The organism is Clostridium sp. UBA7339, from assembly GCF_002470865.1.
GTDB lineage: Bacteria > Bacillota > Clostridia > Clostridiales > Clostridiaceae > Clostridium_J > Clostridium_J sulfidigenes.
The window spans coordinates 18,907-31,950 of sequence record NZ_DKPI01000005.1 but is presented as its reverse complement, the minus strand read 5'-3'; the positions used below and the strand labels follow the sequence as shown (position 1 = coordinate 31,950).

14 protein-coding genes are annotated in these 13,044 nt (G+C 28.4%); 3 read left to right on the top strand and 11 right to left on the bottom strand.

All coding sequences use genetic code 11. From position 1 onward, the window contains the following. Positions 1–9 precede the first annotated feature (9 nt). From B2S02_RS03220 to B2S02_RS03195, 6 genes are all read right to left on the bottom strand, one after another. Positions 10–795: an ABC transporter ATP-binding protein gene (locus B2S02_RS03220; RefSeq protein WP_346920294.1), complete on the bottom strand. Its 786-nt coding sequence runs from the start codon at positions 793–795 to the stop codon at positions 10–12. A gap of 169 nt (positions 796–964) precedes the next feature. Beyond that, the gene (locus B2S02_RS03215; protein WP_346920293.1) at positions 965–1,750 is read right to left on the bottom strand and encodes an ABC transporter permease; all 786 of its coding nucleotides are present in this window, start codon (positions 1,748–1,750) and stop codon (positions 965–967) included. After that, positions 1,747–2,616 (bottom strand): ABC transporter permease subunit, encoded by an 870-nt coding sequence (locus B2S02_RS03210; protein WP_346849233.1) that lies wholly within the window; start codon positions 2,614–2,616, stop codon positions 1,747–1,749. Before B2S02_RS03210 ends, B2S02_RS03215 begins: the two co-directional genes overlap by 4 nt. Beyond that, positions 2,606–3,814 (bottom strand): ABC transporter substrate-binding protein, encoded by a 1,209-nt coding sequence (locus tag B2S02_RS03205; protein WP_346849234.1) that lies wholly within the window; start codon positions 3,812–3,814, stop codon positions 2,606–2,608. The genes B2S02_RS03210 and B2S02_RS03205 overlap by 11 nt, the downstream gene beginning before the upstream one ends. After that, positions 3,804–4,403, bottom strand: coding sequence for a CDP-alcohol phosphatidyltransferase family protein (locus B2S02_RS03200; RefSeq protein WP_346920292.1), 600 nt, complete (start codon positions 4,401–4,403; stop codon positions 3,804–3,806). The genes B2S02_RS03205 and B2S02_RS03200 overlap by 11 nt, the downstream gene beginning before the upstream one ends. 8 nt (positions 4,404–4,411) lie before the next feature. Then, positions 4,412–5,188, bottom strand: a complete 777-nt coding sequence (locus tag B2S02_RS03195; protein WP_346920291.1) for a (Fe-S)-binding protein — start codon at positions 5,186–5,188, stop codon at positions 4,412–4,414. A 252-nt stretch (positions 5,189–5,440) separates the two neighbouring features. Between B2S02_RS03195 and B2S02_RS03190 the strand changes: the two genes are divergently transcribed. Then, complete coding sequence (locus tag B2S02_RS03190; protein ID WP_346920290.1) at positions 5,441–5,896, top strand: rhodanese-like domain-containing protein; 456 nt, start codon at positions 5,441–5,443, stop codon at positions 5,894–5,896. Positions 5,897–5,936: 40 nt separating this feature from the next. Here the strand turns inward: B2S02_RS03190 and B2S02_RS03185 are convergent, their stop codons facing one another. From B2S02_RS03185 to B2S02_RS03165, 5 genes are all read right to left on the bottom strand, one after another. Beyond that, positions 5,937–6,650 carry a TVP38/TMEM64 family protein gene (locus tag B2S02_RS03185; RefSeq protein WP_346849238.1) on the bottom strand — a complete coding sequence of 238 codons (714 nt, stop codon included), beginning with the start codon at positions 6,648–6,650 and terminating at the stop codon, positions 5,937–5,939. Between the two features lie 199 nt (positions 6,651–6,849). Continuing rightward, on the bottom strand, positions 6,850–7,806 hold the full coding sequence (locus B2S02_RS03180) for a sulfurtransferase (protein WP_346849239.1): 957 nt from the start codon (positions 7,804–7,806) through the stop codon (positions 6,850–6,852). Between the two features lie 196 nt (positions 7,807–8,002). Continuing rightward, positions 8,003–8,659 carry a tRNA (guanosine(46)-N7)-methyltransferase TrmB gene (gene trmB, locus B2S02_RS03175; RefSeq protein WP_346849240.1) on the bottom strand — a complete coding sequence of 219 codons (657 nt, stop codon included), beginning with the start codon at positions 8,657–8,659 and terminating at the stop codon, positions 8,003–8,005. Between the two features lie 64 nt (positions 8,660–8,723). Next, positions 8,724–9,377: a site-2 protease family protein gene (locus tag B2S02_RS03170; RefSeq protein ID WP_346920289.1), complete on the bottom strand. Its 654-nt coding sequence runs from the start codon at positions 9,375–9,377 to the stop codon at positions 8,724–8,726. A gap of 443 nt (positions 9,378–9,820) precedes the next feature. Next, complete coding sequence (locus B2S02_RS03165) at positions 9,821–11,197, bottom strand: PhoH family protein (protein ID WP_035135555.1); 1,377 nt, start codon at positions 11,195–11,197, stop codon at positions 9,821–9,823. 213 nt (positions 11,198–11,410) lie between these two features. Here B2S02_RS03165 and B2S02_RS03160 point away from each other — a divergent pair, with 213 nt between their 5' ends. Both B2S02_RS03160 and B2S02_RS03155 read left to right on the top strand, forming a co-directional pair. Continuing rightward, a complete protein-coding gene (locus tag B2S02_RS03160) occupies positions 11,411–11,830 on the top strand; it encodes a Fur family transcriptional regulator (RefSeq protein WP_346920288.1) in 420 nt (139 codons plus the stop codon). A 92-nt stretch (positions 11,831–11,922) separates the two neighbouring features. Then, on the top strand, positions 11,923–12,858 hold the full coding sequence (locus B2S02_RS03155; RefSeq protein WP_346920287.1) for a hypothetical protein: 936 nt from the start codon (positions 11,923–11,925) through the stop codon (positions 12,856–12,858). The last annotated feature ends 186 nt before the right edge of the window (positions 12,859–13,044 follow it).

Genomic DNA, 13,044 nt, shown 5'->3' with positions numbered 1-13,044 from the left:
GGATATCAATTAAATAATTGATTCCTTATTTTTTACCTTTATAATTCTATCAGAAAAAATAATCCTTCCATCCCCTAAAGTAGTAATTTCACCTAAGTATTCATCAATACAAGGTATATTAGTTAATATATTTAAGTTTTCTGTTTTATCTACTAAAGCTATACTTCCTTTAAATAAAAAAGCTATTCTACTACTCATAGAAAAAGCATCTTCTTTTTCATGAGTGATCATAATGGTAGTAATTCTAAACTGTCTTTGTATCTTCATTATATAATCTTTTATATAATGCTTTAAATTATTATCTAACCCTGTAAAGGGCTCATCAAGCAAAAGTACCTTAGGGTCTATAGCTAAAGCTCTCATTAATGATATTAACTGTTGTTGTCCCCCTGAAAGTTGATGGGGGTACTTTTTCATATGTTCACTCATGTTAAAAAACTCAACAAGAAATTTGACCTTATCATCAATATATTTCCTTGGAAACTTTCTCATTTTTAATCCAAACTCTACATTTTCTCTTACCGTCATATGTGGAAAAAGTTGATTTCCTTGGTGTACCATTACTACATTTCTTTTTTCCATAGGTAAATAGTTAATAATCTCACCATCTAATCTAAGCTCTCCCTCATTAGGTAATATAGCCCCTGTAATAGTCTTAAAAATTGTAGACTTTCCTGCCCCACTAGGACCTAATATAGAGAAAAACTCTCCATCTTCAATAGTTAAATTAATATTTTTTAGAATTTCCTTATTACCAATAGAAAAATATATGTTTTTAAGCTCTATCTTACTCATATTTAACCCATCTCCCTATATTTATCATTAGGCATCTTCAAAAAATAAATAAGTCAGAATGCTCGTTTATTTTGTGTTATACTGCGTCAACAGAACCCTTAGATAGTGCTACTATCTGCGGAACCTGTTTCCTTGTCTAACTCAAAATATACTTCCCATCTTTGACTTGTTATTTATTTTCAGATGCCTTACTGTACTTCTTTGTTATATATGAACTTATTATCATTACTATTACTCCATGGAGTATATACATTAATGTATATACCGAAGCTATATTTCTGTTAGAATTTCCTATATACGGTGTCATAATCATAGAAAAGTTAACATGGCTATTATCTCCAATAAACATGTTTATGAAATACTGAGAGTAAGATATAATAAATGCCATAAAAAAACTTGATGCATACCCTTGAGCATATAGTGGTATATTCACATATTTAAACGCTTGCCAAAAAGATGCACCCAATCCTCGAGCTGTAAGCTCGTCTCCTATACCCCAAACAGTATAATAGGAATATATTAATTTAAATGCATAGGGTAAGGAAAAATAAATATGTAACACTAAAACAGCAATACTACAAGAAGTAAAATAGTTTAGAAATAATTTATGACTTCCTAAACATATACTTATTACTGGTAATAACATTGGTAAATAAAAAATGCTTTCCAATGTGACTTTATACTTTATATGGGTAGTTATAAAAAATCTTGCAGCCATGATACTTAAAACTAAAGATATTAATGCTACTTCTATAGAAAAGAAAATAGACTTTATTCCAATAAACCAATCTCCTGATGTAAAAAAGTATTTAAAACCATCTAGTGTAAAAGTATTAGGTAAAATATCCGTTGCTTTCCAATTTTTAAAAAAGGCCCAAACCATCATAGATATTATAGGAAGTACTAAAAATATAAGTATAGAAAATATCAATACACTTTTAATCCACCTTCTCACTCTCTTACCTCCTCTTGTCCATTATCCTTTATCATTTTATAATAAAGCACACATAATATTAAAGATATTATGATCATTATCATATTTATAGCCATTCCATATATTCTATTGGATAAATCTGCATTTAGGTAGGTTTTATAAGCATAAACCCCTATAGAAATTGGGTTTGATGGTCCTAGATAGTAAAAACCTTCATAAGTAAACATATTAAAATTAAATATTACTAAAAATGAAGTAAATATAGCTCTCTTAGCTAAAGGTAAAAGAATTTTTATTATATACTGAAATCTTGTACATCCTAAGTTCTGTGCTATAAACCTATAATTTTTATTTGCTTTCATAAAAATAGGAGCAACACTAAATGCTATGAAAGGCATACCTTTAAAAATATTTAAAAGTATTACTGCTATTCCCTTGGAGTTAAAAATTAAATTTATATTTATATTAGAAAATCCTAATAATGATATTATGTGAAATAGTAAGCCCTTATCACTATAAGTTGTATATATAAGAACTGCCGCTGCCACATAGGAGAGTAGAATTGGCAATCTATATAAAACATTTATAAATTTATTCCTTGATTTTGATATGTAATATCCTAGATAACTACCTAAAACTGTAGCAATTACTGAAGATACTAAGGATATTTTAAAACTATAGTATAAACTATTTAAAAAAACAGGATCTGAAAATAACTCTTTATAATATTTAAATGTAAAATTATTAAAGGAAAGCTCAGGAATATATCCTAAGCTTTCCATAAAGGTATTGATAATAACAAACATAGTAATTACAACTATCACAGATAAAGATGGAATAATCATTAATCCACCAATAACCTTTTGTCTCTGCTTATTATTTATCAAAAAGAATCACATCCTCCCATACCTTTTCTATAATTACTACTAAGTCTGATCTTAATTCTGCTTGTTGATGCTTTGAAAGTTCTTCATAGCTTAGAATTGTATGCTCATACTCTTTATCTGGAGTAAGCTTCTCATCAAGTTCCTTCTGTTGTTCCTCACTTAACTTATTGTATTCAATAGATGGTAAATCCGCCCATCCTCTTAAGTCTGCTTTAGACATCTGCATTTCAGCTGATAGGGCAGCATTAATTACCTTTAATGCTCCATCTACATTAGATGCATTAGCTGCAATGGCTAAATAATGTGTATTAAATGGAGTTCCCTTATCCCATACAAAGGATTTAGTAGACACAGGCCAACTTTTATCCATTACTTTACTTAAAGCTTTATTAGCATTGTAATCCATGGCAATATCAACTTCACCATCTTGATATAAACCATCTAGTTGAGCAGAATCTGTAGGGTAAACCTCCCCTTTTTTCCATAGATAAGGCTCAATCCCTTTAAGGTATTCTAATGCAGGTGCCATAGCTTCTTTAACTTCATCATAATCTGCTGGTAAGTCCTTTAATTTATCATATCCAATAATATCATAAAGTACTGTTCTAACAAAGGCTGAGCCAGTAAAATCACTAGCCTGAGGATATGTAAATCTACCAGGATTCTTTGTTACATACTCTTTTAACTTTTCTATATTAGTTGGTGGTATATTTATCTTATCGCTATCATAATTTAATACAAATTGAGCTGTTCCCCAAGGCACTTCATATCCTTCTGTAGGATACCCAAAATCCTTATTTGCAGCATCACCTTCTAAGTCTATATACCTTTGTGTATTTTCTAATTTATCTAAAAAAGGTCCATACAAAAGCTCATTTTCCTTAGCATAATGAAAATTTTCACCGTTTATCCATATAATATCAATAACCCCTTTTTCTGTAGAACTTTTTTCATTAGTAAGTTTCAGTAAAATTTCATCAATATTCATAGGAATACGATTTAAAATAATATTGTAGTTCTCTTTTACATAAACTGCCAATTCCTTATCAATCCAAGTGTTAACTCTTTCATCTCCACCCCATCCATATAAGTTTACCACTTCAGCTTTATCATTTTTCTTACCACAGGCTACAAGTCCAAAAACAAGTATTATGGAAAGAATTATCAAAAGTTTTGATTTTAATTTCTTATTTTTCATTTTTACCTCCTAATACTTTAATTGCCATATATAGTCTTTGTACTGCTGTATATAAAATTAACACGGCATAAATAAATGCTAATATTTTCATATAAGAATAAAAGATTATCATAAAGGTAAACATTATAAACCCTTCAGTTCTTTCCATTAATCCAGCTTGATAATGAAAACTTTTAATACCTGTATTTTCTAAGAGCATTCCACTAGTCAAAAATACCGTCATAGATAAAATTATAGTGCAAGCTAATATCATTAAGGTAAAGGTTGCCTCATTACATACTATAGCAAAGGATATTATATATGAAATTTCAACTAATCTATCAAGCCATATATCTAATAATGTACCTATCTCTGAAACCTTACCGCTTTGTCTTGCCATAGAACCATCTACAGCATCTAAAAATCCAGAAATCCATAATAAAATTATTGATAAAATAAACTTACCAAAGGAAAATGAAACAGCTCCTACAATTCCAACAATAGCAGCAATAATAGTTATATGTGTTGGCATGAAACCGATTTTAAGAAAACTTCTTCCGATTTTATCAAATATTCTATCAAAATATTTTCTTCCCCTTGTATCTAACATTATCAATCTTACCTCTTACTCTTCCTTACAGAATTATACCTATTCTTCCAAGACCCATTAGCCTTTGTTTCCCATAATAATTCTAAAATATGATATGCTTCAAAACTATTTTTTCTAAAAGTATCTACACAAGAACTGCAGTATGTCACTATTTCTTTGGATGGTGCTTGTTTTGCACGAATTTCAAATAGCTTTTGACCCTTTTCTGGATATAAAGTCATAATCATATCTTTTTTCCCACAACAAATTGTTCTATCCCTATTATTAGGGAACTCTAATATATCTACTCCTAGTTTATTTAATATATTTCTTGCAGCAACAGCATTCTCTAAATAACCTCTTATTGGACAAGGATCATGTAAGGATAATTTTCTTCCTTTATATATATTATATTTATTTTTTGGGATTATCTCATCTAAAACTGTCCATGCTGATATTATTTCACAATTGCTATTTTCAACCAAAGTATTTTGGCAATTAGGACATAAAGTATAAATTTTCTTTACTCCATTTTTCTCAAAAGCCTTATTTAAAAACTGTTTTCTTTTCTCATAAGGTTGTCCCCCATCTATATGAAGTGATGGTTTTCCACAGCACATAGTACTTAATTTTAAATCAGGTAGCTGTGTTTTTAAAAGTTCATAGGTTTTCATCACTATTTCTTCTCCCATAGATAAAATAGCACACCCTGGCCAAAATACATTTTCTCCTTGTGAAAGCTCAATAAATAGTGAACTAAAACTAAGAAGTTGATGAGTTTTTATGCTTATTTTCCCCTTAACCATCCTCTTATAACACTACCTTTCTATGCATAAAAATAAGAGGTACTATTGACCCCTATTTCATATCCTTTTATTTCAACAAAAAAAGTATAGCTTTAATAATAATTATTGTCAATAAGTATAGCTATCTCTAATACACCTATTACTTTCAATTTAATTTCTCTATTTGATTTTAATGTATCCTTTATATATAATAACTTTGGTAATAGAAACCAATATAATAAATATATTAATTTACTTACGGAGGGATATAAAATGAAAAAGAAACTTACTCTTCTACTTGCTCTTTGCTTAATTATCTCAACTATGCTTATGGGATGTAGTAAATCAAAGGATACTTCAAAAGAAGGCGAAGAAAAACAATATCAATATTATACAGCTGAACAATTAAAAACTGCTATTGAAAATAAAGATGATACTTATTTAATAGATATACAGCCAAAAGAAGATTACGATGCACATCATATTGTTGGTACTGTTCCAACTTATGCTTATCCAGCAGATACTAATGATTTAAGATCTAAAATAGATGTTACCTTAGATGAAATTAATAAAACAGATAAACCAATAATAGTTGTTTGCCCAGGTGGTGGCGGTGGTGCTAAAAACACTATTGATTACTTAACAACTAAAGGTGTGGATGCAAAGAGAATGTTTATATTAGAAAAAGGCCAAAAAGGTTGGCCATATGATGAATTATTAGAAAAATAATTTTTATTATAAAATGCAGAGTGAATTTTAACTCTGCATTTTATTTTTTACTTTTCTTTTGTCTCTCATTATATATCTGTTTAAACATAAATACTAATACAGTTATTGCAAAAAGTATTAATAACGCCGTAACAATCATTTGAGCTCCACCAGTTAACATACCACCTATATAGGAATAAACAACAGTTGCTGGTAATTGTCCAATCCCTGTAGCCACTATAAATTCTAAAAATCCCATAGATGTTAATCCTGCTGCATAGGATATAAAGTCAAAGGATACAAAAGGCAATAATCTACATACTAAAATTGTATGTTTACCATACTTTTCAAAGAACCCATCCACACTTGCCATTGCATATTTACTAGTAAGTTTTTCAACAGCATCTCGTCCAAGAATTCTTCCAATATAAAAACACAAAGCTGCTCCTGTCATAGAACTAATCCATGATAATAGAGCACCCTTCCACCATCCAAAAATAGCAGCATTGGCAAAGGTTATTAGAAATGCTGGCAAGGGTGCTGCCACTGATTGAAACACCATTAGTAAAAATGAAACTAATACTGCATATATTCCAAAGGATCTTATATATCCAGCCACAGACTCAATACTCATAGAGCTGAATAACATAAAGATGCCATTTACTTTTGAATTGAAAGTTGGTATGAAAAAATATGCTAAACTTAGTGATACTATAATAATTAATATTAAGATTTTTCCTAAATTTCTTTTTTTGTGTGTCAATTTCTTTTCCATAACATACTCCTTACTTTAACTATGTATATTTATCCATAGAAAATCATATTTACTTATTATCTTTTTTGTATCATATATAATATCCAAGCTATTCAGTAATTTGTATTATTTCTTGTATTAGATATAATGTTTTTCTATTGTAATAAAGTATTCTTTGATATCAAAGAATACTTTATTTTATAATATTAACTTTATGATATTATTTTTCAACTTCCTCTACCGCACACCATCTATAGTATGATTCATCATAATTTAGAGAATTTTCAAATCCACACATTTCAAGAATTAACTGCATATATGCAGAACGAATACCTGCTGTGCAATAGGTTACTATCTTATCACTTTTTGATAATCCTGATGTTTCAAATATTTTTGTTAAATCATCATTTGACTTTAAATTTCCTTCTTCATTAAATAAATCTGTGTATTTAATGTGTATTGCCCCTGGTAAATGACCACCTTTTGCCTCACCATACAAGGTCTTTCCTTCATACTCTTCATCAGCACGAACATCTACTACCTTTACATTTTCATATTCTTTTTTTAAAGCATCAGTGTTAATTAAATGAGTATCATCAATAGCCTCAATTTTTACATCTGCTAGCTCTGGTGTAGCAATCTCCTTTACTACTGGTAACCCTGCTGATACCATAGCATCGTATCCACCATCAACCATTTTAACATTATCATAGCCTGCTGCTACAAGCTCCCATAAAATTCTTCCGTCATCGCCCCATCCATTTTTAGCCGCTGCAAAAATAATAATCTCTTTATCTTTATCAATACCAAGGTTACTTAGCTTTTTACTTAACTCTTCTGGTTCTAGAATAGTACCCCACATCTCATCTCCAGCTTTGCTATCTTCAACTTTAGCAATAGACTGCCATGCCATAGCCATTGCTCCTTGAATAGTTCCTTTTTTTGCAGTTTCTTCACCCCTTGCATCAATGAGAAGTAGATTTTCTTTTTCTAAACTTTCTTTTACATATGAAACATCTACTATGTACTTACCTTTAAAACTAACCTTTTCTTCAACTTGAGCTCCTTTTGAAGAATTTGCTTCTGGTTTTACTTCTTCTTTTTTACCACAACCGACCAAGGAAATAGTAGTAGTTAACATTAAGCTCATAGCTAATAATAATGCCTTTTTTCTCATATTAATTCCCCCCATATGGTTTTACTATTTTATATACCTACATAAATATAGCAAAGGCACTATTTATAGTCAAAACTTATTAAATATACTTATAGTTTTCTTATTTTCTATTTGAAATATCTATAGATTAAATACATTATAAAAATAAAAAAACAAGATTCAACATCAATATAAAGCTAAATCTTGTCTCTTACTTTTATTTTATTCTTGCCACCAAGAACATAGTTTTCATTCCCATAGCTGTAAACTTGCTTTCATACTCTGTAACTACATTATCTTCAAATCCACTATTATGTAAATCATAGGTTATAAATTCTAAAGAAAATCCTGCTTCTTTAAAGTATTCTTGAGAATCATTGAATAAATCTACATCATCGGTTTTAAACCATATCTCTCCATTTGATTTTAAAAACTTTTTATATGATTGTAAAAATTTCGTATATGTAAGTCTTCTCTTGTTATGACTTTTTTTCGGCCAAGGATTACAGAAGTTTATATATATTCTATCTATCTCATCTTTCCCAAATACATTGTCTATAAGCATTATATTAAGGACTATAAGTCTTGCATTTATATCCTTTGCTCTTTCTATTACTTCAAATGATGCCATAACTTTTCTTAATGCATATACTACAACTTCATCTTTTAAATCTATTCCTATAAAGTTTACATTTCTATCTTTAATTGCACGTTGACTAATATGTCCTCCCATACCACAACCTAACTCTAAATGAATAGGATTATTATTTTCAAATTCTTCTCTCCATTTTCCGCAATGACCATATTTATCATATATTACAATATCACTAGCTTCTAATTCTGGTCTTGCCCAATGCTTTTTTCTAAGTCTCATATATTACTCTCCTCGATATTAGTTTGTTAAATTATATCATATATTTATTTTGTCTATATAAATTTTATAAAAATAAATATGTAGACATAGCTGCAAAAATATTATATATATACTGTCCTGGTACTCCAACTACAAAATCTAAAATTGAAAATCCACCTATAATAGGTAGAACTAATATAATAAATATTAACATATTATTTTTATACATTATAGTTTGAAATCTTTCAGATTTATCTCCTAATATATCTACTATTATGCTAAATCCATCAAAACCTGGTATAGGTAATAAATTTAATATAAACCAAGAACAATTTACGATAGCTGTTTGTTGGATAATTAAATATATTATATATTTAATATCACTATTTCCTGGTATAAACTTGACATATAAAGCTAGAGCTATTGTAGCTATAAATCCTATAGTCAAAGTAGTTAGAAGTCCTCCAAGTCTTATTTTAAAATCATCTTTATAAAGATTTTTAAAATTTGATTTATTAATTTCTACAGGTTTTATCCATCCAAAACCTATTATAAGCATAAATATAAACCCAAATACACTGATGTGCTTCAAAGGATTTAAAGTATTTCTTCCATACTCTTTTGGGGTATCATCACCAAGTTTTATAGCAATTTTAGATTGAATATATCCCTTAAATGTAAATGCAACTAAAATTGCTGGTATCACTAAGATTCTTCCCAATAAATAATTATTGTTCATCCTTTTCACTCCTTCTGCAATACTCCTAGTATATCATATTTTTATCACTCTTTTTAATTCTTTTATTAATATAAAATTTTTATTATTTTTTCAACTACTTAATTTAATAAATAGTACTTATATTATGTCTTTACTATAGAGTTAATTACACTATTAAAATACAAAAGCAACTGAAACCCGCACGGATAAAACAACTAGTTAACTATTTATATATTTAACTGGTTCCATATGTAACATTTTAAATAGGTGCAATTTTAGCTATACTCACTCCATGTATTAATAACTTTTCTTAAATATAATATCGGAGTATTTGTAACATTTATCACTTTAATTAACTACAGAGCCAAAAAAGAACCAATAAATATTATAAAATACTTATCGATTCTTTACTATTATATAAATACTATAAAAATTATTATATCCTAATAAATTTATGATTTATACTACAAACGTTGAGCAGCTTCAAAGGATAGTGGTGATCTTTCACATTCATCATATTTCAAAGTTACTTGGTAACACAATTTACTACCTTTCATTCTTTCAGATGCATAACATAACCCATTAGACCTAGAATCCATAAATGGGTGATCTATTTGGTCTGGATCTCCAATAAGTATAAGTTTTGTTCCAATACCTACCCTAGTGGTAATTGCCTTTACTTGCTTTGGAGAGAGATTTTGAGCCTCATCAATAATTACCCACTGTCTTATTATTGATCTACCTCTTAAATATGCTATGGCTTCAGTGGTTATAATCCTTCTATCAAATAATTCATTTACCTTATCTTGTAACTCTTTTTCATTTTTATATCTTTCTTTTTCATCTGAATCTACTAGAACTTCTAAATTATCAAAAATAGGTCTCATAAATGGAGATATTTTTTGTTCTTCAGTACCTGGTAAAAAACCTATTTCTTCATCCATAGTTACATTAGGTCTACATACTAATATCTTTCTATATTCACCAGTTTCTTCTTCTATAATTTTCTGTAATCCTACTGCTAAAGAAAATAATGTTTTGGCTGTTCCTGCTGGACCTTTTACTATACTTAAAGGAGCCATATTAGATGACGTAAATAGACACTCTAACATGAATCTTTGTCCTACATTTCTAGCACTTAATCCAAGGGGTTTGCTATCCTTATAATGCAAATGTACTATATTTTCTCCATCAAATCTGCCTAATGCACTTTGTTTTTTATTTTCTAAGGAATGCATAACTAAAAATTGATTTGTATAAAGGGTAGGAGTATAATACTCATCATTTTCTTCTTGATAACATACTACGTCATTTTTAGATATAACCTTTTTAGAATAGAATTCTGAAAGCTTATCTTGTGAAACATAGACTTCCATTCTACCAGTATACTGCTCATCTCCAGCTGGAACTACCTTCTCATAAAAATCTTCACTTTTTACATTGACAATATCTGCTTTTATTCTTTCAAAGGTATCCTTTGTAATTAATATAACATCTTCCCCAGCATCTTTTAACGCTTTACATACTTGGAGTATCCTGTTATCAGCTTTATTTCTATCCCAAAACTTTGGAACTTCTGCATTTAAGCAATTAGTCTCTATTCTTAATTTACCACCACCAGGAAGAGGTACTCCTTCATTCAAATTTCCTAACTTTCTTAATCCATCTATAATTCTCGATGCCTGTCTAGCATTTAATCCAAGGTCAGTTTTATTTTTTTTAAAATCATCCAGCTCCTCTAATACCACCTCTGGTATTACTACATCATTATTACCAAAAGATAATAATGCTCCTGATGAATATAATATAACGTTAGTATCTAACACATATGTTTTTTTCAAGTCATTCTCCTCCTCTCTTATACTATAATATATGAGTGACTTCTTATTAATTGAATTAATTTTTTAAATTTATATAAATATTTTATTGTAATTGCTATAATATATTATATAATATAACTATATTATATAATAATCATTATCCATTCTTTCCCTTTGACAATGGATAATATTTATTATATAATATCTATAATAAATAACTATAGAGGTGATTCAATGGATATTAATTTTACCCAAGTTTTCAAAGAAAAAAAACTGAAACTTACACCTCAGCGTATAGCCGTATACAATTACTTGAAATCAACAAAAGAACATCCATCAGCTGAAACAATTCATAAAGCTTTAAAAGAAGCGTATCCAACTATGAGTTTAGCAACAGTTTATAAAACGCTAAAGGTTTTAGTAGACGTTAATTTAATTCAAGAGATTAATGTTGGAGAAGGCAACTTTAGATATGATGGTTTTGCTGATCCACATCCTCATATACATTGTATAAAATGCTCTAGGGTAGATGATTTAGAAGGTGTTAACTTTGATTTTCTAAATTCTAGTGTAAAAGATAATACAGATTATGAGATTATTTCTAATAAAGTATATTTTTATGGACTATGCCCTATGTGCGAGAAATCAAAATAAGAGATTAGATCATCTAATCTCTTTTTTATTTGTCTAATTTTTAATAATTATTATCTCTCTTTACACATATAATTTATGGAGGGGTGATTATAGTGTATAAGAAAAATAATTTGCATACTAAATTATTTAATATATTCTTATTTGTATTAGCTACTTTATGTTTTTTTAAACTATTTTTTGAAGAAGATAACTTAAAAGGAAAAAATGTTTTCAACTTATCTGAAGAAAACATTGTAATTAATGAAGATTTAAATAATGATAATAAAAAAGACTCCATATTTATTAAAAAATCTGACTCTGACTTATTAGCTCAGGTAAATTTAAATAGTAATGAAACCTATAGTTTAAACTATGATAAAAACTTGCAGACCCTTGGAGAATATTGCACATATTGGCCTGTAAGGGTTTCTACCTTAGATATTTCTAGAGATAATTCTAAAGAAATATTTATTCAAAGCTCTTTTCATAATAAAGCTGTTCAACATATTTTTTCTTGGAATGGAAATGGATATGATGACATATTTTGTTCTACTAATAATTTATTAGGATTTATAGATAGTGCTAATAGTAGAACTCCTAAAATTATATCAGGTAATTTTCAAGATAATAATATTAATTTAAAGGGATATTTATATAATAAAGGCTCCCTTAAAGAATTTAATGATAATCTGACTACATCTTTACCAGGCAAGGATACTATAACTAACTTTATATGCCTAATAGAAAGTTTGCCTGACCCTTACTTGTCTGTTCCCAACTATTTTTACTCTCAAATAAGCGGTTCAGATTTAGAGAGTATTTTTAGACTTGCTAATGGATCAAATTATTATAAATTTCAAGATGGTTATTTTACAGATTTAGCTTGGGATAATACAGGAAATATAACCTGTGAAAATTGGATATTAAACTTTAGAGTAATAAGCGCATCTGATAGTAAAAAAGTAAGTAATTTAACTATAAATTTAATGATAAATAAATATAATGATAATGATTTTCCATTTAAAATTACCTCTGTTAATATATATTAAGTTATTTTACCTTTTTAATCTTCGCCTCCCATTATTAGAATTATTATATTCAAAAAATAAAAATGGGACCTAATGGTCCCAGGGGGATGGGGGGGGCCTCTAAAATTACTTCTAGAGGTTTATGGAGATTTTAACTTCCATTACATTTTTATTATTGACTAAATTATATTTTATATACATCTTTTT

Bases quoted from the DNA above. Each gene is read 5' to 3' on its own strand.
- B2S02_RS03220 (WP_346920294.1), bottom strand. From the start codon at position 795: ATGAGTAAGATAGAGCTTAAAAACATATATTTTTCTATTGGTAATAAG.
- B2S02_RS03205 (WP_346849234.1), bottom strand. From the start codon at position 3,814: ATGAAAAATAAGAAATTAAAATCAAAACTTTTGATAATTCTTTCCATA.
- B2S02_RS03200 (WP_346920292.1), bottom strand. From the start codon at position 4,403: ATGTTAGATACAAGGGGAAGAAAATATTTTGATAGAATATTTGATAAA.
- B2S02_RS03195 (WP_346920291.1), bottom strand. From the start codon at position 5,188: ATGGTTAAGGGGAAAATAAGCATAAAAACTCATCAACTTCTTAGTTTT.
- B2S02_RS03190 (WP_346920290.1), top strand. From the start codon at position 5,441: ATGAAAAAGAAACTTACTCTTCTACTTGCTCTTTGCTTAATTATCTCA.
- B2S02_RS03185 (WP_346849238.1), bottom strand. From the start codon at position 6,650: ATGGAAAAGAAATTGACACACAAAAAAAGAAATTTAGGAAAAATCTTA.
- B2S02_RS03180 (WP_346849239.1), bottom strand. From the start codon at position 7,806: ATGAGAAAAAAGGCATTATTATTAGCTATGAGCTTAATGTTAACTACT.
- trmB (WP_346849240.1), bottom strand. From the start codon at position 8,659: ATGAGACTTAGAAAAAAGCATTGGGCAAGACCAGAATTAGAAGCTAGT.
- B2S02_RS03170 (WP_346920289.1), bottom strand. From the start codon at position 9,377: ATGAACAATAATTATTTATTGGGAAGAATCTTAGTGATACCAGCAATT.
- B2S02_RS03160 (WP_346920288.1), top strand. From the start codon at position 11,411: ATGGATATTAATTTTACCCAAGTTTTCAAAGAAAAAAAACTGAAACTT.